Origin of the sequence: Methylobacterium sp. WL64, from assembly GCF_008039945.1 — a bacterium.
Classification (GTDB): Bacteria; Pseudomonadota; Alphaproteobacteria; order Rhizobiales; family Beijerinckiaceae; genus Methylobacterium.
Genome location: NZ_VRVA01000010.1, coordinates 48,748 through 73,800, shown reverse-complemented (window position 1 = coordinate 73,800; position 25,053 = coordinate 48,748). Strand labels below are relative to the sequence as shown.

At 68.4% G+C, this 25,053-nt stretch carries 23 protein-coding genes; 11 read left to right on the top strand and 12 right to left on the bottom strand.

What is annotated here, in order from left to right:
- Nucleotides 1-21: 21 nt before the first annotated feature.
- Nucleotides 22-1,278, bottom strand: a complete 1,257-nt coding sequence (locus FV242_RS07755; protein ID WP_147938526.1) for a deoxyguanosinetriphosphate triphosphohydrolase — start codon at nt 1,276-1,278, stop codon at nt 22-24.
- A 146-nt stretch (nt 1,279-1,424) separates the two neighbouring features.
- Here FV242_RS07755 and FV242_RS07750 point away from each other — a divergent pair, with 146 nt between their 5' ends.
- On the top strand, nt 1,425-1,751 hold the full coding sequence (locus FV242_RS07750; RefSeq protein ID WP_147856233.1) for an iron-sulfur cluster assembly accessory protein: 327 nt from the start codon (nt 1,425-1,427) through the stop codon (nt 1,749-1,751).
- A 151-nt stretch (nt 1,752-1,902) separates the two neighbouring features.
- Complete coding sequence (locus FV242_RS07745; RefSeq protein ID WP_147938525.1) at nt 1,903-3,840, top strand: hypothetical protein; 1,938 nt, start codon at nt 1,903-1,905, stop codon at nt 3,838-3,840.
- Between the two features lie 66 nt (nt 3,841-3,906).
- Here FV242_RS07745 and FV242_RS07740 read toward each other — a convergent pair whose 3' ends face one another.
- Genes FV242_RS07740 through FV242_RS07730 form a run of 3 tightly spaced genes read right to left on the bottom strand, consistent with a single transcriptional unit; the run spans nt 3,907 to nt 6,394 of the window.
- Nucleotides 3,907-4,641 carry an ABC transporter ATP-binding protein gene (locus FV242_RS07740; RefSeq protein ID WP_147938524.1) on the bottom strand — a complete coding sequence of 245 codons (735 nt, stop codon included), beginning with the start codon at nt 4,639-4,641 and terminating at the stop codon, nt 3,907-3,909.
- Nucleotides 4,622-5,359, bottom strand: a complete 738-nt coding sequence (locus FV242_RS07735) for an ABC transporter permease (protein WP_147938523.1) — start codon at nt 5,357-5,359, stop codon at nt 4,622-4,624. Before FV242_RS07735 ends, FV242_RS07740 begins: the two co-directional genes overlap by 20 nt.
- Nucleotides 5,360-5,410: 51 nt before the next feature.
- Complete coding sequence (locus FV242_RS07730; RefSeq protein WP_147938522.1) at nt 5,411-6,394, bottom strand: ABC transporter substrate-binding protein; 984 nt, start codon at nt 6,392-6,394, stop codon at nt 5,411-5,413.
- Between the two features lie 194 nt (nt 6,395-6,588).
- Between FV242_RS07730 and FV242_RS07725 the strand changes: the two genes are divergently transcribed.
- Nucleotides 6,589-6,966, top strand: a complete 378-nt coding sequence (locus FV242_RS07725; RefSeq protein ID WP_147906713.1) for a 4a-hydroxytetrahydrobiopterin dehydratase — start codon at nt 6,589-6,591, stop codon at nt 6,964-6,966.
- 15 nt (nt 6,967-6,981) lie between these two features.
- On the opposite strand, the gene FV242_RS07720 is transcribed toward FV242_RS07725, so the two are convergent.
- The 4 genes from FV242_RS07720 to FV242_RS07705 all read right to left on the bottom strand — a co-directional run bounded on the left by FV242_RS07720 (nt 6,982) and on the right by FV242_RS07705 (nt 12,659).
- Entirely contained in the window at nt 6,982-7,203 is a 222-nt protein-coding gene (locus FV242_RS07720) for a hypothetical protein (protein ID WP_147906712.1), read from the bottom strand.
- A gap of 179 nt (nt 7,204-7,382) precedes the next feature.
- Nucleotides 7,383-10,448, bottom strand: a complete 3,066-nt coding sequence (locus FV242_RS07715; protein ID WP_147938521.1) for an efflux RND transporter permease subunit — start codon at nt 10,446-10,448, stop codon at nt 7,383-7,385.
- Between the two features lie 22 nt (nt 10,449-10,470).
- Entirely contained in the window at nt 10,471-11,571 is a 1,101-nt protein-coding gene (locus FV242_RS07710) for an efflux RND transporter periplasmic adaptor subunit (protein WP_147938520.1), read from the bottom strand.
- Nucleotides 11,568-12,659, bottom strand: coding sequence for an efflux RND transporter periplasmic adaptor subunit (locus tag FV242_RS07705; protein WP_147938519.1), 1,092 nt, complete (start codon nt 12,657-12,659; stop codon nt 11,568-11,570). Before FV242_RS07705 ends, FV242_RS07710 begins: the two co-directional genes overlap by 4 nt.
- Nucleotides 12,660-12,764: 105 nt before the next feature.
- On the opposite strand from FV242_RS07705, the gene FV242_RS07700 reads away from it, so the two are divergent.
- Both FV242_RS07700 and FV242_RS07695 read left to right on the top strand, forming a co-directional pair.
- Nucleotides 12,765-13,328 carry a TetR/AcrR family transcriptional regulator gene (locus FV242_RS07700; protein WP_147938518.1) on the top strand — a complete coding sequence of 188 codons (564 nt, stop codon included), beginning with the start codon at nt 12,765-12,767 and terminating at the stop codon, nt 13,326-13,328.
- A 437-nt stretch (nt 13,329-13,765) separates the two neighbouring features.
- Nucleotides 13,766-14,467 (top strand): hypothetical protein, encoded by a 702-nt coding sequence (locus tag FV242_RS07695; RefSeq protein ID WP_147938517.1) that lies wholly within the window; start codon nt 13,766-13,768, stop codon nt 14,465-14,467.
- Nucleotides 14,468-14,520: 53 nt separating this feature from the next.
- On the opposite strand, the gene FV242_RS07690 is transcribed toward FV242_RS07695, so the two are convergent.
- The gene (locus tag FV242_RS07690; RefSeq protein WP_147906706.1) at nt 14,521-14,805 is read right to left on the bottom strand and encodes a hypothetical protein; all 285 of its coding nucleotides are present in this window, start codon (nt 14,803-14,805) and stop codon (nt 14,521-14,523) included.
- A 495-nt stretch (nt 14,806-15,300) separates the two neighbouring features.
- On the opposite strand from FV242_RS07690, the gene frc reads away from it, so the two are divergent.
- Both frc and FV242_RS07680 read left to right on the top strand, forming a co-directional pair.
- Nucleotides 15,301-16,578: a formyl-CoA transferase gene (gene frc, locus FV242_RS07685; RefSeq protein ID WP_147854566.1), complete on the top strand. Its 1,278-nt coding sequence runs from the start codon at nt 15,301-15,303 to the stop codon at nt 16,576-16,578.
- Between the two features lie 119 nt (nt 16,579-16,697).
- Nucleotides 16,698-17,630 carry a methionyl-tRNA formyltransferase gene (locus tag FV242_RS07680; protein ID WP_147906704.1) on the top strand — a complete coding sequence of 311 codons (933 nt, stop codon included), beginning with the start codon at nt 16,698-16,700 and terminating at the stop codon, nt 17,628-17,630.
- Between the two features lie 20 nt (nt 17,631-17,650).
- Here FV242_RS07680 and FV242_RS07675 read toward each other — a convergent pair whose 3' ends face one another.
- Together FV242_RS07675 and oxlT are read right to left on the bottom strand one after the other, a co-directional pair.
- Entirely contained in the window at nt 17,651-18,301 is a 651-nt protein-coding gene (locus FV242_RS07675; protein ID WP_147938516.1) for a class II aldolase/adducin family protein, read from the bottom strand.
- Nucleotides 18,302-18,392: 91 nt separating this feature from the next.
- Nucleotides 18,393-19,670 carry an oxalate/formate MFS antiporter gene (gene oxlT, locus FV242_RS07670; RefSeq protein WP_147906702.1) on the bottom strand — a complete coding sequence of 426 codons (1,278 nt, stop codon included), beginning with the start codon at nt 19,668-19,670 and terminating at the stop codon, nt 18,393-18,395.
- A 487-nt stretch (nt 19,671-20,157) separates the two neighbouring features.
- Between oxlT and FV242_RS07665 the strand changes: the two genes are divergently transcribed.
- The 4 genes from FV242_RS07665 to FV242_RS07655 all read left to right on the top strand — a co-directional run bounded on the left by FV242_RS07665 (nt 20,158) and on the right by FV242_RS07655 (nt 23,133).
- Nucleotides 20,158-20,850 (top strand): GntR family transcriptional regulator, encoded by a 693-nt coding sequence (locus FV242_RS07665; protein ID WP_147938515.1) that lies wholly within the window; start codon nt 20,158-20,160, stop codon nt 20,848-20,850.
- A gap of 331 nt (nt 20,851-21,181) precedes the next feature.
- The gene (locus tag FV242_RS34410) at nt 21,182-21,334 is read left to right on the top strand and encodes a hypothetical protein (RefSeq protein ID WP_187193691.1); all 153 of its coding nucleotides are present in this window, start codon (nt 21,182-21,184) and stop codon (nt 21,332-21,334) included.
- A gap of 113 nt (nt 21,335-21,447) precedes the next feature.
- Complete coding sequence (locus tag FV242_RS07660; RefSeq protein WP_147938514.1) at nt 21,448-22,521, top strand: HD-GYP domain-containing protein; 1,074 nt, start codon at nt 21,448-21,450, stop codon at nt 22,519-22,521.
- Between the two features lie 117 nt (nt 22,522-22,638).
- Nucleotides 22,639-23,133: a CAP domain-containing protein gene (locus tag FV242_RS07655; RefSeq protein ID WP_147938513.1), complete on the top strand. Its 495-nt coding sequence runs from the start codon at nt 22,639-22,641 to the stop codon at nt 23,131-23,133.
- Nucleotides 23,134-23,188: 55 nt separating this feature from the next.
- Here FV242_RS07655 and recJ read toward each other — a convergent pair whose 3' ends face one another.
- Nucleotides 23,189-25,012 (bottom strand): single-stranded-DNA-specific exonuclease RecJ, encoded by a 1,824-nt coding sequence (gene recJ, locus FV242_RS07650; RefSeq protein ID WP_147938512.1) that lies wholly within the window; start codon nt 25,010-25,012, stop codon nt 23,189-23,191.
- Nucleotides 25,013-25,053: the final 41 nt, after the last annotated feature.

Sequence of the window (25,053 nt, the reverse complement as noted above, 5' to 3'; positions counted from 1 at the left end):
CGTTCAATACCCCGCCGGATCTCACGGTTCGGCGAGGGGCAGGCCCCGGCTCGGCAACTCCCAGTACAAGTCGGGCGTCGTCGGAAAGAGCTTGCGATGGGCCAGCACCGCGTAGGTGTCGGTCATCCCGGCGATGTAGTCGGCGACTCGCCGGGCGATGCGCCCTTCCGGTGCATCTGCCAGGCCGGCGCTCCACTCTTCGGGCATCCGGGCCGGAGCCATCGTGAACGCCGCGAACAGGTCATTCACGATGGCGTCGGCCTTCTTGCGCACCGCCACGACACCGGGATGCCGGTACATCCGGGTCCAGAGGAACCGCATGATGTCGGCATCCGCTTCCGCGATGGCCGGCGAGAACACGATGACCGGCTCGGACGCGTGTCGGATGTCCTCCACGCGTCCGGGATCCAGTGCGGCGATCCGGCGGCCGCCCTCGCGGATCACATCCTCCACGAAGCGGGTGATCACGCGCCGGGCCAGCTCATGAATGACGCGGGACGGGTCAAGGCCCGGATGCAGGCGATCGATCTCGTCGAGGATGTCGGCCAGGAACGGCACCGCGCGCAGCTCCGGGATCTCGAACAGGCCGGCGCGCAGACCGTCGTCGAGGTCGTGCGCCGCGTAGGCGATGTCGTCCGCCAGGGACGCCGCCTGCGCCTCCGGTCCGGCCTGGCTCCACAGGTCCAGCGGGTTCAGGACGTCGTATTCGAGGATCGCGGCCGGGATGCCGCGCTCGACGTAGCGCGCCGTCGGCTTACCGTCCTCTGTGAGCAGCGGGCCGTTGTGCTTGACCAGCCCTTCCAGGGTCTCCCAGGCCAGGTTCAGCCCGTCGAAACCTGCGTAGCGCCGTTCGAGCCGCGTGACGATGCGAAGCGCCTGAGCGTTGTGATCGAACCCGCCATGGGCCGCCATGCAGGCCTCCAGCGCATCCTCGCCGGTGTGGCCGAAGCAGGTGTGGCCGAGGTCGTGACTCAGCGCCAGAGCCTCCGCCAGATCCTCGTCGAGACCGAGCGCCCGGGCGAGCGCCCGCGCGATCTGGCTGACCTCCAGGGTGTGTGTCAGGCGGGTGCGATAATGATCGCCCTCGTGGTGCACGAAGACCTGGGTCTTGTGCTTCAGGCGGCGGAACGCCGTGGAGTGGATGATCCGGTCCCGGTCGCGCTGGAAATCGCTACGGGTCGGCGAGGAATCCTCGGCGATCAGCCGTCCGCGCGTCCGCGCAGGATCCGTGGCGTAGGCCGCCCGCCAGCGCTCACCGTTCGGCCGCACGGCGTCCATCCTCGATCTCGCGCAGCCTGATCATGACCCCTCCCCGCCCGGCGCGTTGCAGCGCGGGCCTCGAACCCATATCTTGTAGGCTTAGGCGTGCTCGGCAACAGCCGGGCGACGCCGTCCACCGAACAGCTGCGTGGCCAGAGCTAAAGATGGCTGAGATCACCCTGACCCCCCGCGCCGCCAAGCGCATCAACGAGATCATGGGGGCGGAGCCCCCGGGCGCGTCTCTGCGCATCAGCGTCAACGGCGGCGGCTGCTCCGGATTCTCCTACGCGTTCGACATCGCCCGGTCCCGGGAGGCGCAGGACGTGGCGATCGAGCGCGACGGCGCCACCGTGATCGTCGATCCCGTGTCGCTGGAATACATGTCGGGCTCGACCATCGACTTCGTGAACGACCTGATCGGCCAGTCCTTCAAGATCGAGAATCCGCTGGCGACCGCATCCTGCGGGTGCGGCACCTCGTTCTCGCTCTGACCGGTCGCAACGGTCCTCCTCGGGGAAGGCCGTTGCGCGCCTACGACACTGGAGCCGGCTTAGGGCCCGCGCCTCCGGTGTCCGATTGCCTCGGCCGGTAAAACGCGGCACCCATGCGGTACCCCCGCCGAGCCGTGATCCGGACCCTCCCATGATCCATCCGATGGTCCGATCCCGCCTCCGGTCGGCGTTGGCCGCGACCTGCGCCTTCGCCTGCCTCGCCGGGACGGCGGCACCGCCACCCCTGGCGGCCCAGGAAGGCGCCGCTGCGGTCCAGGACGTGACGATCACCGACGTCATGCTGCCGCTCGGCGGGACGATGCTCCGGGCGCCGAAGTTGACGGCCAGCGGCACGCGCCTGTCCAAGGATGAGCTCGCGGCGATCCTCAAGCCCGATTCGGCCGAGCCCTGGGAATCCCGGCTGGCACGGCTCGACGCGGGCAGCCTGACGATCCCGGTGCTGAGCTCCGAGCATGCCGGCCCCGGCAACGACCGCCAGACCGTGACCTACCGCGACGTGGTCCTCCGCGACGTGAAGGCCGGACGCGTGGGCGAACTCACGGCGGCGGGTGCGACGGTCAGCGCCGTCACGGGTCCGAACCGTGGCGACGGCACCTACGGACAAGTCCGGGCGACCGACCTCGACCTCGCGGCGCTGAATCGGCTTTACACCGTTCCAGGCGACGGCAAGGGCCCTGTGCAGAAGGTCTACGGCACGATCCAGGTCTCGGACGTGACCTATTCCGACGCGCGCGGCACCACCGTGAAGATCGTGCGCCTGAACGGGCGCGACCTCGGCGGCCGACAGGTGCCGGACGGCTGGAACGGCGCGTTCGAGATCGTGGCCGCCGGCTTCCAGGGGCCCAACGACCGTCGGACCTTCGCGGCCTCCGCCGCCGACCTGATCGAGGCCACCACGTTAGGCAGCCTCGACATGCAGGGCTTGAGCGTCAGCAACACCGATCCGCAGGGACCGGTCCTGTTCGAGATCGCGCGGGCGACCTACGCCGCCGGGTCGGATGCGGGCACGGTCCTGGAGAACATCACGCTCGCCCGCGGCAGCCTGCGCGCGCATCTCGCCCGCCTCGCGTTGGCGGACGTCTCGCTCGCGCCGACCATCGCGGCTTTGCGCAACGCCGCGGCCGATCCCACCAGCCGGTCCGGGTTCAGCGATGCCGAGATGCATCGGCTGACGCCGGCACTGGGCGGCCTGACCCTGACCGATCTGAGCATCGACCTCCCGCTCGACGCCGAGCTTCCCAAGGCCGTCCCGCCGGATCCCCGCGCGCCCCCCCGCGCCTCCGCGCCGGGGAAGCCGACGATGGGTCGGCCCACCGACGGAAGGCTTACGGAGCCCAAAACCGCGACCGTGCCGCCCGGCGACCCGCTTTCCGTCACGATCACACCGGCGCCGACACGCCGGGTGGCCCTGCGGGAAGCCAAGCTGTCCTTCGGCCCGCCGCAGGACGGCGTGCCGAATGCCGGACGGCTGACCCTCACCGGCCTGAGCCTCCCGGCGGAGTTCGTGGCCGGCGCGCCGATCATCGGCGCGCTACCGGCCTACGGCTATCGGGATCTCGACCTCGATCTCGTGGCCGACGCGGCCCTCGACGGCAAGGCCCGCGACCTGTCGCTGCGCGAAGTCACGATTTCGGGGCGCGAGATCGGGACCGTCCGGCTGTCCGGAACCCTCGGCGGCATCGGACCGGAGCTGTTCAACGGAAGCCTGCCCGCCGCCACGATGCTGATGTTCACGGGGAGCGCCAAGAGCCTCGACCTCACGGTCGAGAATGCCGGCCTGTTCGAGCGGTTCCTCGCCGCGCAATCGAAGGATCTCAGCCTGCGACCGGACGAGCTGCGCAAGGAATACGTCACCGCCAGCCTGCTCGGCGTGCCGGTGATCCTCGGCAACACGGCGGCGGCCAAGGGCATCGGGGCGGCGATGGGCCAGTTCGTGATGAAGCCGGGTAAGCTCGTGCTGCACGCCAAGTCGAAGGAGCCCGCCGGCATCGGCTTCATCGATATCGGCGCGGCGCGCTCGCCGGCAGCCCTGCTCGACCGGATGGACGTGGACGCCAAGGCGAACTGACCCCTCGGTCCAAGTGTCCGCGCACCGTAACCGCACCGTCCGCGCACCGTCCACACGGCGTGCAGGCTACTCCGCGATGATCCCCGGATGCTGTGCCGCCAGGGCGGCCCGGGTGGTTTCGGCCCAGGCACGGTCGCGCTGTTTGCGCGGGCGGTCGAGCGTGACGTTCGCCATGAGCGTCGCCGGCCGCTTCGAGACGAGCAGCAGCCGGTCCGCGATCCCGATCGCCTCGACGACGTTGTGCGTCACCATCAGGACGCTCATGCCGGCCGAATCCACGGTATCGACCACCAACCCGCGCAGCTCGGCCGCCGCGGCATCGTCCAGGGAGACGAACGGCTCGTCGAGTACCAGAACGCGCGGCGCGTCGGCGAGCGCCCGGGCCAGCGCGACGCGCCGCTGCATCCCGAGCGACAGGGCCTTCGGGTAGCTGCCGCGCCAGGGCGTCAGGCCCAGCTTGGCGAACAGGGCGTCGAGGTCGCATCCGCGCCGAGTCCGCGGCAGGCCCAGCCGGACATTGTGCTCGACGCTGCGCCAGGGAAGCAGGCGCGGCTCCTGAAACACCATGCCGGCGTGATCGGCCCCAGAGACGCGGCCCTCGAAATCGGTGTCGAGGCCGAGCAGGATCCGCAGCGTCGTGGTCTTTCCGGCGCCGGACGGCCCGATCAGGCAGACGATCTCGCCGGCTCCGACCGCGAACGAAAGGTCGCGGACGGCTTCCACCGGCTCGGCGCCCTTCGAGCGGTAGCGCTTCGCGTCGATCGCGACCTGCAGGACGGGTTCAGCGCCAGCGGCGGACATGCGCTTCGAGCCGCTGGAGGAGGAGGACGTCGATGCCGATCATCACGGTCATGAAGACGAGGCTGTAGCCGATGATCGCGGCCACGTCGGTGCTCTGCACGAAGTAGTAGTTGATCGCGAAGCCGACCCCGTCGGGCCGCCCCAGCAGCTCGACCACCAGGACGATCTTCCAGGCGAGCGACAGGCCGGAACGGGCCGCCGTGACCACGTAGGGCTGGAGCTGCGGCACCAGCACGTCCATCGCCCAGGTGCGCCGGTCGAACCGGTAGGCCCGGGCCATCTCGTCCAGGCCGGGATCGAGGTTGCGGGCGCCCTCGCGCACGATCACCGCGACGTTCGGCAGCTTGTTGAGCACCACGGCCAGGATCGCGGCAGTCTCGGTCAACCCGACCCAGACATAGGCCAGCACGGTGATCACCAGCGCCGGTGTGTTGAGGAGGACGAGGAGCGGCGTGTCGAGGGTCAGGTCGGCGGCCTTCGAGCGGCCGAGCGCCACCCCCAGAAGGATCCCCAGCACCATCGCCACCGCGAAGGAGATCGCGACCCGCAGCAGCGTCATCCCGACATTGTGGAACAGGTCGCCGCGCTCGGCCTCCTGCAGGATGAAGCGCAGCACCGCCATCGGAGCCGGCAACAGGCGCGAGCCAGCCTCCAGCGCGGCGAATTGCCAGGCGGCGAGGAGGACGATGAGGGACGCGATGCGGGTCAGCGCGCCCATGCGGTTCCGGCGATCCGGATTCCCGCCCTGAACGCCGGCCTGGCGGGCAGCTCAGCCATCGCGGCCGTTGTCGTAATAGAGGTCCGGCGGCAGCCCGGCGCCCTTGCCGACGAGGCGGGCACCGCCGAGCCGGGACATGACGGCGTAGAGCTTCTCGGCGTCGGTTCGCTCCGCCGCCACCGTCCGGCGCGGGATGCCGGCCAGGAAGTCGCGCTTGAGAGCCTCGAACGTCGCTTCGTTCTCGGCTGCCATCAGCGGGCGCACGATCTCCCAGGTGCTCGGGTCGGAGGCCAACATATCCTTGGCGGACCGGGATGCCCGGGCGAAGCCCGCCACGGCCTCGGGCTTCTCCTTCACGGTGGCATCCTGGAACAGGTAGCCGATCAGGGAGACGTCGCCGGCGACACCGAGCGCGTGCATGATGTCCTCGGCGCCGACGAGCCGGCGGAAGCCCTTGGCCTCGAGCCGGGCGCAATAGGTCCAGTAGGTCAGCGCCGCGTCGAGGGCGCCCTGTTCCAGCTTCAGCGTGATCAGCGGCGGTGCGCCGTACGCGATCTCGGTGGCGCGCTCGAGGTCGATGCCGGCGGCATCCCGGGCCTGCGCCCTCAGCAGCAGCCAGTTCTTGTCGAGGGGGCCGCCGGCGACGCCGAAGCGCTTGCCGTCGAGGTCCTTGAGGCTCTTGATCGGGCTGTCGGCCGGCACCATCACAGCGCCCTCCGAGGTCGAGTACGGGATGAAGCGCACGGCCTGGCCGTCGTTGCCGAGGCGGGCCGCCCAAAGCAGGTCGCCGATGATCGTGTCGACCTGTCCGCCGATGAAGCTGATCCGCGCCGCGTCGTTGCCGGCGAGCTTGACCGCGTCGAGCTGGAAACCGTTGGCGGTATCCAGGCCGCGGGCCTTGATCACCGCCGCCTCCCAGGTCGAGGTGCCGAACGGTAGGCTCCCCAGGCGGATCGCCGGCACGTCCGCCCGCGCCGCCCGCAGGCCGAGGCCGCCGAGCAGGCCGCCGGCGAGCATTGCGCGCCGTGACAGCATCACGCCTTCTCCCATCGTATTGTGCGGTCTTGGACGATCGCAGACTTGGGCGTGGACTTGTCCTGACGCCGTTGGAAAATGGTCATAGGGCCCGCATGGCGCTCCGTCCACCGGGGCCGGCGCCCCTGCGCGCTTGCGCGCCGCCGACGGCGCGGGCACCCTCGGCCTCCGACGGAACGAAAAGGACGAGGCGAATGACCGAACGGCGCGAAGGCGTTCTGGACGAGGCGGCCGTGGAAGCGCGGCTCAAGGCGGAGCTACCGGACTGGCGGCTGGAGGACGGCTGGATCCGCCGCACCTACAAGACGGCGGGGTGGAAGGGCACGCTCATGGTGATCAACACGGTGGGCCACCTCGCCGAGGCCGCCTGGCACCACCCCGACATCACGGCGTCCTACGCCTGGGTCGAGGTTCGGCTGATGAACCATGCGGCCAAGGGCATCACCGAAAAGGATTTCGCCCTGGCCAAGAAGATCGAAGATGTCGTGTCCTGGCAGCCGGCGCTGGAGGGGCAGGGTCTGGAGGGCACGCCGTCGGATCCGCGCTTCGCCTACATCAAGTACGACAAGTAGCGGGGCCGCATCCGGTCACTGCGGCTCCTTCACCCGGCGGCACTCGGTCTTGAGGTAGGCGGACTTGCCGATCTCGTCGCGCCGCTCGGTGCGGGCGATGATCTCCTGCCAGCCGGTGGCGCAACCGAGCTCGTTGGCGACGCGGACCTTGCGCACCTCCAGCGCTTCGGCATCGGTGCAGGCCTCCTGGGCGATCCCGTTCGCGCAGACCAGGACGACGGCGATGAAGGCGTTCATGCGGGCGGTGCTCCTCGGCTCCAGGCGCCTTACGCGTCGGAACAGCCGGGAGTTTCCAGCCACTGCGCGGCAGGCATGCGGGGGGAAAGATTCACGGTCGGCCCGCCCTGAGGGGGCGGAGGGGCGGGCCGACCGCTCATCGCAGCGTAGGCCACGCTGCGATCCGTGATGTCGGATGCTCAGGCACTCTGCACCGCGTGCCGGTCGCGGCTCTCAGGCCGGATCCGGTAGCAGCCGACATAAAGGGCGGGCAGGAACAGGAGTGTCAGGACGGTCGCCGCCAGGATACCGCCGATCATGGCGAATGCCATCGGTCCCCAGAACACTTCCCGGGCAATCGGGATCAGGCCCAGGCTGGCCGCGGCGGCAGTGAGCAGGATCGGCCGCATCCGGTGGTGGGTCGCCTCGTAGACCGCATCCCAGGGTGCCATGCCCTCGTCCCGGAACTCCTCGATCTGGCTCACCAGGATCACGGCGTTGCGGATGATGATGCCGATCAGCGCCAAAATCCCGAGGATCGCCACGAAGCCCATCGGCTTGTCGAACAGCAGCAGCGCCGGGACCACGCCGATCAGCCCGAGGGGCGCCACGGTGAAGACCAGCAGCATCCGGCCGACGCTCTGGAGCTGCACCATCAGCAGCAGCGCCATGGTGAGCAGCATCACCGGGACGACGGCGGCGATCGGACCCTGGCCCTTGGCTGATTCTTCCACGGCGCCGCCCGTCTCCAGCGCGTAGCCCTCGGGCAGCGCCTTCGCGTAGGCGTCGATGCCGGGTTGGAGGGCGGTCACGATGGTGGCCGGCTGCGTGGTGTCGCGGATCGTGGCCCGCACCGTCACGGTCGCCAGCCGGTTCCGGCGCCAGACGATCGGCTGTTCCAGGTCGTAGCCGATCCGCGCGAAGGACAGCAGCGGCACGACGGAGCCGTTCGCGAGGCCGACCTGCAGCGATTGGAGGGTATCGAGCGAGGATCGCTCGATCGCCCGCGCCCGCCCGACGACGTTCACGAGATAGATCGAATCGCGCACCTGGGTGATCGCTTGGCCACCCTCGATGCCGTTGAGGATGCCGGCGATGTCCTGGCTGGTGACCCCGAGCTGGCGCGCCTTGTCCTGGAGGATCTCGACCCGCAGGACCTTGCCGGGCTCGTTCCAGTCGAAGGTCGGCACGTCGAGACGTTTGTCGGCGGCGACCACGTTGCCGAGGTCGAGGGAGAGGCGGCGCACCGTCTCCATGTCCGGGCCGCTGAGGCGGTACTGGACCGGGCGCCCGACCGGCGGGCCGAGGCTCAGGGGCTGGATCAGAACATCGGTGCCCACGAAGTCGCGCCGGCCGATCGCCTGCAGCCGCGTCATGACCTGATCGCGGATCTCCAGGGATTTCGTCACGACCACGATCTGGCCGTAGAACGCGTTGGAGAGCTGCTGGTCGAGGGGCAGATAAAAGCGCACGGCGCCCTGGCCGACATAGGACGACCAGCTCGTTACGTCTGGATCGTCCTTCAGCTTCGCCTCGAACCGGTCCATCTGCGCCTTGGTCTCGGCGATGGTGGCGTTCTGCGGCAGCGTCAGGTCGACCAGCACTTCGGAGCGATCCGAGGACGGGAAGAACTGCTGCTGGACATGGCCCATCCCGACGATGGCCAGCGCCATCAGCGCCAGGCAAAGGGCAACCGTGGTCCAGCGCCAGGCCATCGCGAGCTTGAGCATCGCCAGGAACAGGCGGGTGAACAACCCGCGCTTCTCGGCATGGTGCTTCACGGTCTTGGGCAGCAGCGTCACGCCGATCAGCGGGGCGAACAGCACGGCCACCACCCAGGAGACCAGCAGCGCGGCGGCCAGCACCACGAACAGCGAGTAGGTGTATTCACCCGCGCCCGAGCCGTTGAAGCCGATCGGCAGGAAGCCCGCCACCGTCACGAGCGTGCCGGTCAGCATCGGGAAGGCCGTCGAGGTGTAGGCGAAGGTCGCCGCCTTGCGGAGCGTGTCGCCCTGCTCCAGCCGGGCGACCATCATCTCGACCGTGATCATGGCGTCGTCGACAAGGAGGCCCAGCGCGATGATCAGCGCGCCGAGCGAGATGCGCTGGAGCGTCACGTCCATCATCTGCATGACCACGAAGACGATCGCCAGCACCAGCGGGATCGACACCGAGACCACGAGTCCGGCGCGCACGCCAAGACTGACGAAGCTGACCGCGAGCACGATCACCACGGCCTCGACCAGCGCCTCGGTGAAGTCACCGACCGCGTGCTCGACCTGCTTGGGTTGATCCGACACCAAGTGGACGCCCACGCCCACGGGCAGCGTCGCCTCGATCCGCCGCATCTGCGCCTTCAGGGCCTCGCCGAAATGCAGCAGGTTGGCGCCGGGCCGCATGGCGATGGCGAGGCCGATGGCGGCCTTGCCGTCGACCCGGAACATCGGGGCGGGCGGATCCTCGTAGCCGCGGCTGATCTCGGCGATGTCGGCCAACCGGAAGAACCGGTCGTTGACCCGCAGGTTCACGTCCTGCAGCGAGGCCTCCGAGGTGAAGGAGCCGCTGACCCGCAGCGAGACGCGTTCCGGCCCGGCCTGCACCACGCCGGAGGCCGACACCGCGTTCTGGGCTTGAAGCGCCTTGATCAGCGCCTGGAAGTCGATGCCGTAGCCGGCGAGCTTGCGGGTCGAGAAGTCGAGATAGATGGTCTCGGCCTGGGTTCCGATCAGCTGGGTCTTGCCGATGTCGGGGACCCTGAGCACTTCGGTTCGGATGCCCTCGACGTAGTCGCGCAGCTGGCGGTAGGTCAGCCCGTCGGCCGTGAAGGCGTAGATGTTGCCGTAGACATCGCCGAACTCGTCGTTGAAGAACGGGCCCTGCACGCCGTCCGGGAACTGACCCTTGATGTCACCGAGCCGCTTGCGGACCTGGTAGAAAGCCGGCTGAACTTCGGACTTCTTCAGCGTGTCGCGGAACTGCACGAACACCGTCGACGAGCCCGGTGTCGTGTAGCTGCGGACGTAATCCAGGCCGTTGAGCTGCTGCAGCTCCTTCTCGATGCGGTCGGTGACCTGATCGAGGGTGTCCTTGATGGTGGCGCCGGGCCACGTCGTCTGCACGACCATGGTCTTGATCGTGAAGGGTGGGTCCTCCTCGCGGCCCAGGCGGCTATAGGCCATCACACCCGCCACGAGCGAGACCGCCATCAGGAACCAGACGAACGAGCGGTGCCCGAGCGCCCAGTCGGAGAGATTGAAAGCCTTCACGGAAAACCCTCGTCCGACCGGATCAACGGGCGTCGTCGGTCAGGCGGACGGCCTGGCCTTGCTGCAGGGCGTGGACGCCGGCGACGACGACCCGCTCGCCCGGTTCGACACCATCACGGATGGCGACGCGTCCGGCCTCGACCGTCTCCGGGTTAGAGGCCAGGGTCACATCCCGGCTCGCCACCGATGTTCCGGCCGCATCGACGACCCAGACCGAGCGGCGCGGGCCGTCTTCCAGCAGCGCTGCGGCGGGCAGGAGGACGTGGCGCGGCACCGTGCGGGAGAGCGCCACGTCGATCGTCGCACCCAGGCGGAAGGCCGGGCCGGGATCGTCGAGCGTGATGCGGATGCGCCGGAACCGTGTCCCGGCCTCGGCGAGCGGCGCGATCTCCCGGACGCGCCCCCGGGCCGTCAGCTCGGGCGCGCTCTGGAGCGACACCGTGAACACCCCATCCGCCGGAAGCGCGCCGACATATTGCTCCGGAATGTCGACGACCGCCTCGCGGATCTCCGGCCGGGCGACGGTGACGACGCCCTGTCCGGCGCTCAACACCTGCCCGATCTCGGCGAGGCGCTGGGTGACGACGCCGTCGAACTCCGCCTTGAGCTCGGTGTAGCCCATCTGGTCCCGGGCCTTCTGAAGGCTCGCTGCCGCCTGATCGAGCCGCGCCTTCGCAGTGTCGCGCTTGGCCACGGCCTGATCGAGGGTCGCCTGCGAGACGTTGTTGCCCGACATGAGCCGCCGGGCGCGCGCCTCGGCGGCGTCGGCATTCTCGGCCTGCCCCCGGGCATCCGCGAGATCGGCCTCGGCGCGGGTGAGGTCGAACCGCGTGACCACGGTGTCGAGGGCAGCCAGCCGCTGCCCCTTGGTGACGATGTCGCCGACGGTCACGTCGCGCGCGATCATCCGGCCGGGGATCTGGAAGCCGAGCTGGGACTGGTAGCGCGGCTCGACCGTCCCCGCGAAGGGGCCGAACATGACGGCGTCCTTCGGCACGGCGACCTGCGTGAGGACCGGCCGCACGGGTGCAGGCGCGGCCTCAGCGTTCTGGTCATCGTGTCCGCCGCATCCGCCGAGAATCACCGCACAGGCGGTGAGAGTCAGAACCGCACGCGTGCTCATGGGTTGCTCTCGACGAGGTTGGCAGCAACCTCCTGTCCGGGGCGCAGAAATTGAATACCTGCGATCACGACGCGCTCGCCCGGCTCGATCCCGCCCTTCAGGGCGATGACATCCGGCCCGTATTTATCGATCTCGACGGCGCGGACCGACACGGTTCGGTTGCCGGGATCGAAGACCCAGACCGCGGGGCGTCCGCCGTAGCGGTAGAGCGCGGACCAGGGCAGGATGACCGCATCGTGTGGCGCAAACCGCCCGTGGCCGATGACAACCGCGCCGAGCCCCATGGCCGGCGGCGTCTGTTCCAGGCCTATCTTGACCCGTACCGTGCCGCTCGACGCATCGACCGTCGGCGAGATCTCGCGGACCGTGCCGTTCACCGAGATCGACGGGTTCGTCTGCAGCGTGACCGTGATGGTCTTGTCGCCCGGCGGCCGGGCGGTCAGCGATTCGTAGACGTTGAACACCGCATCCCGGGGGCCGTCCTGCGCCAGCACCAGGACGGTCTGGCCGGACTGGACCACCTGGCCGACCTCGACGCTGCGGCTCGTGACGATCCCGGAGAGGCCGGCGCGCAACTCGGTGTAGGAGAACTGCTCCTGCGCGGTCCCCAGCGCGGCTTTGGCCGAATCGAGCGCCGCCTGCGTGGTCCGCAGCTCCTGCTCGGCATTGTCGTAGCTCGGCCGCGTCGTGTACCCGCCGGCCAGGAGCTGCTTCTGACGCTCGAACGCCATCTTGGCCTGGGTCAGCAACGCTTCGGCCGAGGCCACGGCGGCCTTGGCGTTGTCGAGGTTCGCCCGCTGGGTCAGCGGCTCCAGCACCGCGAGGACCTGGTCGGGCTCGACGTGGTCGCCGACCTCGACCCGACGCTCGGCGACCTTGCCGTTCGTCCGGAACGAGACATTGACCTGCGCCTGGGCCTGGATGTCGCCGGTGAGCACGACCTCCGAGGCGACCGGCGTACGCCGCGCCTCGACGATCCGGACCCGCACGAGCGCCGAATCGGGCTCCGCTGCCGGTTCGGCCGCCCGGGCCGCTGGTGCCAGCGCAATCGTCGCGAGCACGAGAGCTGTGTATCGTTGAGCGAACATGCGGATCTTGTCGGCGGCCGTTGCAGACGAAGGGCGCCCAACGGCCTGACGCGGTCCTACTCCATCGCTTACATACCGTCCAGTCGGTTTCTAAAATGGTGACCTATGCGTGCGAAACGGCAGCGGCTGGCGGAACGGCCGGAAATCATCCTGGAGGCGGCCGACGCCGTGTTGCGCAAGGGCGGCGCACGGGCCTTGACCATCGATGCGGTCGCGGTCGAGGCCGGTCTCAGCAAGGGCGGCGTCCTGCACCACTACGCATCAAAGGACGCGCTGATCCTGGCCCTGGTGGCCCGCAAGCTCACCGAGCTGCGTGAGGAAATCGTCGCCTGCGAGGGTGAACTTCCGCCCGGGCCGTCGCAATTGCCGATGGCGATGGTGGCGCATGTCCGCTCGCATTACTGCGACGACGACGAGTCATCGCGGGCGCTGCTCCTGGCGTCGATCGAGTATCCCGAAGCTCTGAACGATTACCGGGCCTTCGTGGCCGATCAACTCGACCGGCTCGGCGGGATGAACAGCACGTGCCCCGGCGAGGGCTCGGTGCTGTTCTTCGCGATCCTCGGGGTGATCATGGGCCGGACCCTGGGATTCCATCAGCTCGACCTGGACGAGTTGAAGCCGATGTTCGACGCCCTGGAACGCATCGCCCGCAAATCGGACGCGTAGGCTCGCCGCGCACCCGGGCCTTTGGTTGTGGACGGCGCTTCGCGATGGCCGCCCCCCTGGCGGAGGCAGATCGAGAGCATCCTACCGAAAGCCGGCCGCCGGCCTTCGGATTGAGGCCGACGCAAACCGGACGTGTGTGCAGGTGACGGACCTTGCAATGCGGATCGCACGGCGCCCCGATGGTCACGGCGCCCGGAAAGATCTACGCGCTGAGCCGCGGTCATCGAGCCTGTAAAGCGCGCGGCTGCTTCATTCCTGTATCGCTGGACCGAAGCCGTCAGAAGACTCTCAGCACTGTCACGCCCGTGGCCGACAAGGGCTTTGCGTGCGGGTCGCGATTTTCCGTGCGATGACGTGTGTTCGTCATGCGCCCCTGAGTCCGTCGGCTGAACGAGCGCGTTGACTGCCATCCCGTTACTCGCCGCCAGCGTAGCGTCATGAACGAACACGTCGCGATCTCGCCGCCCGACGACCTGCGCCGTGCCCTGGCGCGCACCCTCTACGAGCATGACGGCAGCGGGATCGCCGATTACCCGGCGTGGGACGATGACGCCCTCGATACGCATCACCCCGGGCTGCGCGAGCGCTATCTCGAACGCGCCGACGCCCTGGCCGAAGGTCCCCTCGCCGCCCTGATCACGGATCGAACCGATGTCACCGCGCGCGACGAGGAATTGCGCGTCCTGCGGCGTCAGCGCATGGCGCCGGAGCGCGAACGCGAGTTGCTCGAGGCCAACAACCGGGTGCTCGCGCGGGCCAACGCGGCGGAAGCCGCGCGCGTGGCCGCCGAAGCCGAACTGACGACGGCATTGCGGGAAAGGGACGTCGCCCGGGAGGCCGAAGCGTTCTGGCAACGCTTCGCCTTCGATGCCGACGAATTGGCGACCCGCCGCCTGATCGAGCAGACCGATGCCCGGGCGGAAGCCGAGCGCGTCGCAATCCGCGAACGATGCCGACGTGAGCGGGCCGAGAGCGCGCTCCGCCTGTTCGCCGACAGGGCCGAGGTCATGCCGAAGGAGGGCTGGGCGTCGGACCTGGCCACCGCCAACCGGGACATCCCGCTCTGGTGGTTTCATGCCGCCCGGGTGGCCCTCGACTCATACGAGCCACAGCCTGGCCCGGAGCCGAGCACGCCGTAAGCCGGACCACGCCCACAGGGCGGGCAATGCAAGCCGCCAGCGTGGTGCGGACTTCAGGCGGCCGCGGGCCTCGCGAGATCCGCGGGCGGCTCGCGGAACAGGGCGGTGCAGCCGGAGCCGCGGTGCATGCTGAGGATCGAGGCGCGGTCGATGTCGGGATGCGCCTTCAACACCTTCTGCACGCAGCACAATACGCGGTCATATTGCGCGGCATCGAAATTCGGTTCCAGCGGGCTCACGGCGATGTAGGTCTCGACGACGAGCACGCGTTCCGCCCGGTCGCGGTCGACATCGACGGCGATCCAGGAAGACTTGATCAAGCTGGTGCTGGCGAGCATGGGCGTTCCTCGTTCAGCGTTGTCGCGGGACCGTCCGTTTGGCGAACGGTGGATTTTGGCGGAATGATGGACCGCCTTAAGACGTATGCCAAGAGGGACCGGATCAGTTCCCCCAGTGCACGGAGCCCGCAGCGTTGAGACGCAGAACTCTTGGGTCTATGCTACGGCGATGCCTACAACCTTCGCGAGTGCTTCTTTCTACTCGCCTCCCGCGAATGGCATGTGGTATACAAGTGTGACGGCCCTCTCGATGGGGCCGGCGTGACGGGTCCGCGAATCGACGGGACCGCGCATCGGGAGGGAGTTTCGGCATGATCCGTCCGAGACGCGGGGACGCGGGTCTCCACGATCGTTACGCAGCCGTCGCGACGGCGCGGCGCGCGAGACCTCACCGCTGCAGCCCGTCACCGTCCGTCGGCGCCAGGCCGATCACGGACCCGACCTGAGACACAGCCCGCCGCTTCCCGAAACCCGATCCGAGATCCGAGACCGACCATGACCAAGGCCCTTGAAGGCGTCCGCATCCTGGACTTCACCCATGTGCAATCCGGCCCGACCTGCACCCAGCTTCTGGCCTGGTTCGGCGCTGACGTGATCAAGGTCGAGCGGCCGGGAGTCGGCGACGCCACCCGCCAGCAGTTGCAGGACATCCCGGATGTGGACAGCCTGTATTTCACGATGCTGAACCACAACAAGCGCTCCCTCACGCTCGATTCCAAGAACCCGAAGGGCAAGGAGGTGCTCTGGCGCCTCATCGAGGAATGCGACGTCCTCGTGGAGAATTTCGCCCCCGGCGCGTTGGCCCGGATGGGTCTGACCTGGGAGAAGATCCACGCGAAGAACCCGCGCATGATCTTGGCATCCGTGAAGGGCTTCGGCCCCGGCCGCTACGAGGATTGCAAGGTTTACGAGAACGTCGCGCAATGCGCCGGCGGCTCGGCCTCCACCACCGGGTTCCGGGACGGCATCCCGATGGTGACCGGCGCCCAGATCGGCGATTCCGGCACCGGCCTGCACCTGGCGTTGGGCATCGTCACGGCGCTCTACCACCGCACCCAGACCGGCCTCGGCCAGAAGGTCGACTGCGCCATGCAGGACGGCGTGCTGAACCTCTGTCGGGTCAAGCTGCGCGACCAGCAGCGCCTCGAGCACGGCCCGCTCAAGGAATACAGCCAGTTCGGCGAAGGCATCCCGTTCGGCGAGGCGACCCCGCGGGCCGGCAACGATTCCGGCGGCGGCCAGCCGGGCCGGATCCTGCGCTGCAAGGGCTGGGAGCAGGACCCGAACGCCTACATCTACGTCATCACCCAGGCAGCGGTCTGGGATCCGATCTGCGACATCATCGGCGAGCCCGATTGGAAGACCGACCCGAACTACGCCTCCCCGAAGGCGCGCCTGCCGCACCTCAATGAGATCTTCACGCGCATCGAGGCCTGGACGATGAAGATGTCCAAGTTCGAGGCCATGGACATCCTGAACGGGCACGACATCCCGTGCGGCCCGATCCTGTCGATGAAGGAGATCGCCGCCGACGAGGCGCTGCGGGCGACCGGTACTATCGTGGAGGTCGATCACCCGACGCGCGGCCGCTACCTCTCGGTCGGCAACCCGATCAAGCTCTCGGCGAGCCCGACCGAGGTCGTGCGCTCGCCGCTCCTGGGTGAGCACACCCAGGAGATCCTGCGCGACGTGCTCAAGTACTCGGAGGAGGAGGTCGGCGAGATCTCCGGCTCCGGCGCCATCGGGGGCGTACAGAAGATCGCGGCCGAGTAAGGCCCTCAGGCGATTCCGGGCCGAGCGTCCGGGATCGCCGCCGACTGCCCGCTTAACGTCGTAGTCCAACTCAAGAAATCCCGCCTCGCTTCGGGGCCGGACGACGCCAGGGATCGCCCATGCGCATCGCCGTCATCGGTCAGCAGGACTTCGGCAAGGCCGTCCTGGAGGCATTTCTGAAGCGCGGGGATACCGTGGCGGGCGTGTTCTGCGCGCCGGAGAAGCCCGGTGCCAAGCCCGACGTGCTGAAGACCGCGGCGGAGGAGCACGGGCTGCCGGTCTTCCAATTCCCAAGCCTGAAGAGCCCGGAGGCCGAGGCGGCGATGCGCGGCCTCGAGGCCGATATCGGCATCATGGCGTACGTGCTGCAATTCGCGCCGCAGAGCTTCGTCACCATCCCGAAGCACGGCACCATCCAATACCACCCGAGCCTGCTGCCGCGTTATCGCGGTCCGTCCTCGATCAACTGGCCGATCGCCAAGGGCGACCTCCAGACCGGGCTGACGATCTTCCGCCCCACTGACGGCCTCGATGAGGGCCCGGTGATCCTGCAGAAGGTCTGCGAGATCGGCGGGGATGCGACCCTCGGAGACATCTACTTCAACAACCTGTTCCCGATGGGCGTGGACGCCATGCTGGAGGCGGCTGACCTCGTGGCGGCCGGCCAGCATATCGAGATCGACCAGGACGAGGACGCGGCGAGTTACGAAGGCTGGTTCCGTACCGCGGAGGCCGAGATCCGCTGGTCCGCCCATGCCGAGCAGATCTACAACCTGATCCGCGCCGCGAACCCGGCTCCGGGCGCCTGGACCACCCTGGCCGGCAAGAAGCTGCAGATCTTCGATGCGCGCCTGCACCCGGTCCGCCGCCTGGGCGACGTGAAGGGCAAGCCGGGAGAGGTCATCGCCGTGGACGACGACGGGTTCAGCGTCTGCGCGCAGGGCGGCCGGATCGAGGTCCGGAAGGTCAAGCCGGAGGACGGCAAGAAGGTCTCGGCCGCCGAGTTCGCCGCGTCCGGCGGCATCGCGGTCGGGCAGTTTCTCGGGCGCTAACTGCCGACCGAGCGCCGATATCAGTCGGTGGCATTGAGCCCGTAGCCGCGGAAGCGCTCGACGGTGTTGGCGATCTCGTGGTCGGACAGGACGTTCGGAGCCCCGACCTGAAGCGCCACGGCATATTGCCAGCACAGGGTCTCCAACTCGACGGCCAGCCACACGGCCTTCTCTAGGCTGCCGCCGGCGGCGATCATGCCGTGGTTTGCCAACAGGCAGACGTTTCGGCCTTCGAGGGCGGCGAGCGCCAGTTCCGACAGCTCCGCGGTGCCGTAGGGCGCGTAGGGTGCGCAGCGCACGTTGGGGCCGCCGAAGGCTGCGATCATGTAGTGGACCGCCGGGATCTGCCGCCCGCAGAGGGCGAAGGCGGTGCAGTGGATCGGGTGGGCGTGGACGATGGCGCCAACCTCGGGCCGCGCCGCCAGGATATCCCGGTGGAAGCGCCATTCCGAGGACGGCTTGAGCCCCGCCGGGTAGGTCCCGTCGAGGGCCATCGGCACGATGTCGTCCGGGCCCATGCGCGCCGTCGGCACCCCCGAGGGGGTGATCAGCAGGCCGTCGCGGAACCGCACCGAGACGTTGCCCGAGGTGCCCCGGTTCAGACCCTGCGCGTCGAGATCCCACGCCGCCGCGACGACGCCCTCGCGCGCGATCCGTTCGTCCTTGTCCATGCCCGGTCTCCGGTTGCAGCCGGCATCCGGTACGCATGAAGGCCCGGCGCCGTAAAGCGGCGCCGGGCCTCTGAGCGGATGGGTCCTGCCGTTACTGGGCCAGAACCGGTGCCAGGCTCGTCTGCGGGGCCTTGGTGTAGGCTGCGCGCATTGGCTTGAGGACGAACAGGGCCAGGAGCGCCGCCAGGATGTTGAGACCGGCCGCCACCAGGAACACCGTGTGCCAGCTTCCGGTCATGGTCGTGAGCACGCTGGTATAGGGCACGATCAGGGCCGCGGTGCCTTTGGCCGTGTAGAGCAGGCCGGCATTGGTCGCCGCGTATTTCGACCCGAACGTGTCGCCGCAGGTCGCAGGGAACAGCGAGTAGATCTCGCCCCAGGCGAAGAACACCAGGCCGGTGAGCAGCACGAAGGCGATCGGGTTCTCACCGAACTGGCTCAGCGCGTAGATGCCCAGACCTTCGATGGCGAAGGAGATGAACATCGTGTTCTCGCGGCCGATATGGTCCGAGACCCAGCCGAAGAACGGCCGCGTCACGCCGTTGAGCACGCGGTCGAGGGTCGCCGCGAAGGTAAGCGCCGGCAGCGTGATCCCCAGCAGCGAGACCGGGACGTCGGCGATCTTGAAGTCCTTGGCGATCGGGCCGAGCTGCGCGGTGGCCATCAGGCCGCCGGCGGCCATCATGACGAACATCGCGTACATCACCCAGAAGATCGGGGTGCGCACCATCTCGCCAGGCTTGAAGTCGCGCTTGGACTGGCTGACCCGGGCGACGTCCGGGACCTGGCCCTTGGCCGGCGACCGCAGGAACAGGGCGATCAGCATCACGATCACGCCCTGGCCGATGCCGAAGTAGAAGAACGCGGCCTCGTAGCCCTGCGACTTGATCATCGCCTGGATCGGCACGACGGTCAGTGCCGAACCGGCGCCGAAACCCATCGCGGTGATGCCGGCGGCGAGACCGCGGCGGTCCGGGAACCACTTGAGCGAATTGCCGACGCAGGTGCCGTAGACCGCTCCGGCGCCGGTGCCGCCGATCGCGGCCGCAACGTAGAGCATCGTCAGCGTTTCGGCGTAGGAATTCATCACCCAGGCGATGCCGCACAGCAGGCCGCCGAACAGGGTGACGATCCGCGGACCGTACTTGTCCACGAACCAGCCTTCGATCGGGACCAGCCAGGTCTCGGTGACGACGAACAGCGTGAACGCGATCTGGATCGCGGCGCGATCCCAGCCGTGACGCTCCTGCATCGGGTTCACGAAGAAGGTCCAGCCGTACTGCATGTTGGCGATCATGCACATGCAGACGACGCCGAATGCGAGCTGCAGCCATCGGCCCGCCCCAACCGGTTTGCGAATCTCGGACATACGCTTCCCTCCTCGCTGGATTTATTATTCTGTATCTAATCCCGGCGGTGTTTATGCCCGGACACGGCCGCCCTTGTCAGAACAAAGCGAACGGCATGCTTTGAAAAATTCTTGACCGACAGACAAACGAAAACTCTGCCGGTGTTATCACTGACCGTCGCACCCCGTCACCGAATACATGCTGGTGTACGGTATGCCAGAAGGATGGTGCTGGCGGCGGGAGATTCTGTCAATCGATCCTGCACAAAAATACACGAATATGCCGCTGGATTAATGCGCGCCGTCATTCGTATGGGCCAAATCCGGAACTACCGTTCCAGATAGTGCTCCTCGACGACGCACAGGCCGGACTGCGCTCAGGCCCAAGGGTCTGTGGGTCGGCTCGTAATTGACTAGGATCGGGAAAAGGTTTGCGTTAGTTCGTTTTACGAGCGCACGATAGAGAACACGTGCGAGACAATATGGGCGTGGGCCGGCTGGACGAGGCATGTCGAACTCAGAACCGTTGAGCGTTAAACCGATCGTCGCCAGCTCCAGTCTACGGACCTTGGCTTATGAAGCGCTCAAAACTGCTATAACCAACATGGATATCTACGGGCGGCCCGATGAGGTGCGGCTCGATGAGCGGAAACTGTCGCAGGATCTCGGGGTCAGCCGCACACCCGTGCGCGAGGCGCTCACCGTGCTGGAGCAGGAGGGGTTCGTCCGGTCCGAGGCGCGCCGCGGCGTGTTCGTCATCAAGAAGAACAAGGGCGAAATCGTCGGCATGATCCACGCTTGGACGGCGCTGGAGAGCATGGCGGCCCGGCTCGCCTGCACCCGGGCCACCGACGCGCAGCTACGTGCCCTGCGTGAATCATTCCCGGAATTCTACGAAGGACAGCCGTCCGAGCACATCGACGAATATTCGGATGCCAACATCCGCTTCCACCAGCGGATCATCGCGCTCGGACATTGCGAGCCGATTGCGGAGCTCACCAGCAATCTGCTGATGCATGTGCGGGGGATTCGCAGCACCGCGTTGCGGCAGGGCGACCGCGCGCAGCATTCGATCCGCGAGCACGTGGCGATCATCGCCGCGCTGGAGGCCCGGAACGCCGACATGGCCGAGCGGCTCGTGCGCGAGCACGGTCTTGGGCTGGCGCAACACGTCGACACCTACGGCGATTATCTGGACTGACCGTCCGTCCCAAGCGGGGATTGGCGCGACAACGCTTAGCGGTCCGTTCAACGCCACGGCACGCTACAAGCGACCTCAATCCTCAGCCGTGCCTGTGATTGCAGCCGCGCTTGCGTTGCAACACGTCGCTCGCGGATCGCACGAGGCTGTCGCTTAGAAAGTGGCGATCCCCTTCGGAAATGCTTCGGCCGGTCGGTTTCACCGCCTCGGCGAGGGCATGCGCTCGCGACATATTGGGCATTCGGTATTTGGCATACCAGTTTGCGTTGCGGCATGGCATTTCTTGCATCGCACCATTCAGCGTCCAGCCGAGCCGTACCGGAGCCTTCCGATGATCGCCAACTTCGTCGTCGTATTCACCGCCTTCGCCGCCTGCCAGGCCCTCCTGGCCGTCAAGCTCGCCGACGTACTGAGCCCGGCGTCCGATGCCGGCAAGCCCGTCGCGCAGCAGACCCGACAGGACGGCGCCGTCAGCCTCGCGTAAACACTGTTTTTCGGCGCCTATACGCCGGCAGATTGCGTAGGGTTAACACTTTGCTCAAAGGTTTCCGTTAACGTCAACATATCGTTGACCATGCGGACCGGGGAGCAACCGCGTTGGCCCTCGGCATACAAGCGCAGACCGCAAACAGCCCGTTCGTGCTGTTGATTTCGGATCGCCCGACCGAGCGGGCGGCCCTGGAGCGCGCCATCGCGCTGGTCATGGATTGCCGGGCGGTTGCCGCCGGCTCGGCGATCCCGGCGGGGCGCCCGCACCTCATCATCCTGGATTTGCATCCGGCGCAGGCCGCGGCTTTCGAGCCGGCCCTGACCCATCGCGGCCGTCCGATCCCGCGCCTGGTCCTGGTCCGCGGCGAGCCGCTCAGCCCGGCGCCGCATCTTCGGCAGTTGCCCGCCGCCGCACCGCGCCAGCTCGTGCTGGCCAACGTCTTCGCCATGATCGAGGCGGTGACGCGCTCGGTGGAAACCCGCATGCAGCGCCTCGTCGGCCGCGTCACGGATGCCACCGGGATCGTGGCCGAGCTGTTCGACAGTGCGGCGCTCGGGGCGGGCCTGCAGCGCGCCGATGTCGAGCGCGGCATCGAACTGGTTCTGGCTGCCGTCTCGGAGGCCGGGATCACGGCCTGGCTCGCCGAAGTCTGGCGCCATGATGTCGGCGTCTACCAGCACACCCTCGGGGTCGCGGGACACGCTGCCAGTTTCGGGGCGCAGATCGGCTTGAGCCGGATCGATCTCGCCCGCCTCGTGCGATCCGCCCTGCTCCACGACATCGGCAAATCGCGGATCCCGACGGAGATCCTGAACAAACCGGGCCATCTGGATCCGGAAGAGCTGCGGCTGATGCAGCGGCATCCCGTGATCGGCGCTGACCTGCTGCGAGCACAGGGCGGCTTCGAGGCCGAGGTGATCGATGTCGTCCTGCATCATCACGAACGGCTGGACGGCAACGGCTACCCGGACCGGCTCTCCGGCCGGACGATCTCCGATCTCGTGCGGATCGTGGCGATCTGCGACGTGTTCTCGGCGCTGACCGAACGGCGCGCCTATCGCCAACCCGCCAGCCCCGCCGAGGCGCTGGCGATCATGGTCGACGGGATTGGCCATCTGGATCCCGATCTTCTGCGCGTGTTCGCACCGGTCATGCTCGGGGGTGACGCGCTCGCGGCATAAGACCCGTGGCCGTCGTGCCACGGTCGGGCTGTTGCGCCTGCGGGCGTCTCCCAGCGCCGCGCTTTCGCCGCAACCGGTCCCGAGGGAGACGCATCCCTCCCGGAACTGCGATCGACCGTGTCCAAAGCTCTCCTTCCTCTCGCCGCGGCCCTGGCGCTGGCACTTGCCGGCTGCGGCGGCCTGTCCTTCACGCCCGAGCCCAATGTCGAGAACGCGACCCATACCGCGATCCTCGACGAGGTCGCGGCGGCGGCCGCGATCTCGGCCTATCGGGTCCAGCACGGATTGAGCCCGGTCGTCGTCGACGGCGGCCTGGTGAAGGCGGCCGCGTTCCAGGCCGGCAACAACGCGCGCAACGGCCAGCTCAGCCACGATGTCGGCGGCAGCTTCACATCGCGGATGGCCTCGGCCGGCCTGGCGAAGTCCTACGCGGCGGAGAATCTCAGCGCCGGCTCGGAGACCTTCGAACAGGTGCTGGCGCGCTGGAAGGCCAGCTCCGAGCACAACAAGAACATGCTGCTCCCGCAGATCCGCAGGATCGGCATCGCCCGGGTCGATGCGCCCAACACCCGCTACAAGCGGTTCTGGGCACTGGTGATGGCAGGAAGCTGAACGATCAGCGCATCGTCATTGTCGGTAAGCCGGCGGCCACCTTAGGATCGATGCGTCAGGCTTCGGCCGGAGCCAGATCGACGATCCGTACTTGCGCCCGCTCGGCACCGCGCCAGCGGTCGCAGGACAGGGTACCGGCGACGTGCATCTCCTGGCCGATGCCCCTCAGCAGGGCTTGGCCCAGCGGCCGCTCGGCGGCCCGGAAGCAGATCGCACCCACGGCCTGTCCGTCGCGACTGCGCAGGCGCGCCCGGACGTGCCCGGTGCCGACCACGGCGGCGTCGACCAGGCGGTGACGGCCGAGCGCGAAGACCGGCTCCGGGGCGCCCTGACCGAACGGTCCGGCGCGCTGGAGCAGCCGGACGGTCTCGGCGGTGGCGCCGCCGGCACTCAATCCGCCGTCGATCAGCAATGCGTCGGCGGCCCGCGAGACGGCGACGCTGGCGCCGAGCAACGCGGCCAGATGTGTCTCGAAGCGGGGGATGTCGTCGGCCCGAAGAGTGACGCCCGCCGCCATGGCGTGACCGCCCCCCTTGCTCGCGAGCCCGGCCTCGACGCAGGCCCGGACGGCCAGGCCGAGATCGGCCCCGGGGATCGAGCGCCCGGAACCGGTGGCGCTGCCGTCGGGCCTGATCGCGAACGCGAAGGCCGGCCGGTTGAAGCGCTCCTTCAGCCGCGCCGCGATCAACCCGACGATGCCCGGATGCCACGCGGCGTCCCCGGTCACCAGGACGGCGCGTGCGGGATCGTGGGTCAGGGCGCGGTCCATCTCGGCTTCAGCCTCCGCCACGGCATGGGCCTCGATGGCCTGACGCTCGCGGTTGAGCCGGTCGAGGTCCGCGGCGATGCGGGCGGCCTCGGCGGGATCCGCGGTGGTGAGCAGGCGCGCGCCCAGCGCCGAATCCCCGATGCGACCGCCAGCGTTGATCCGCGGACCGAGCACGAAGCCGAGATGCCACGCTTCCGGGGGCTCACTGAGCGAGGCGGCGTCGAGCAGAGCCGCCAGACCGGTCCGGCCCCGGTGGCGCATCACCGTCAATCCCTGGGTGACGAAGGCGCGGTTCAGGCCGACCAACGGGACGACGTCGGCGACGGTCGCCAGCGCCACGAGGTCGAGGGCGTCTGTGAGCGCCGGCTCGGGGCGATGCGGCCCGAAGAAGCCGTCCCGGCGCAGGGCGCGGTTTAGGGCGGCGAGCGTCAGGAACACCACGCCGGCGGCGCAGAGATGGCCGAGCCCGGAGAGGTCGTCGAGGCGGTTCGGGTTCACGATGGCCCGGGCCGGCGGCAACACCTCGGCGGCGGCGTGGTGATCCAGGACGATGACGTCGAGACCGGACTTTTCGGCCTCCTTAAGAGGCCCGTGGCCGCTGGTGCCGCAATCGACGCAGACCAGCAGGGTCGCCCCCTCGGCTGCGAGCGCGGTGATCGCCGCGACGTTGGGTCCGTAGCCCTCTGTGATCCGGTCGGGAATGTGGATCGGGGCCCGAAGGCCGAGCTGGCGCAGGTAGCCGGCGAGCATCGCTGCGCTGGCCGCGCCGTCGACATCGTAATCGCCGAACACGGCGACGATCTCACCGCACCGGATCGCGCGGACCAGTCGGCGCACGGCCACATCCATGTCGAGAAGCGTGTCCGGATCCGGCATCAGGTCGCGCAGGCGCGGCGCCAGATGCCGAACGGCCTCGTCCGGGGCCACCTGCCGACCGGCCAGAACACGGGCCAGCAACTCGGGCAGGCCGTGTGCCTGGACCATCTTGGCGATGTGGTTCTGCACTGCCGAGCCGGCACAGCGCTCCTGCCAGCGCCGCCCTGTCACAGATGCGGATACCCCCAGGAACGGCGGCGGTTCGGAGATCAGCGAGGCGGGGGCGGCGGACACGGATGGCACCCTACACCGTGTCGGCCCCGGACGCGCGGGTG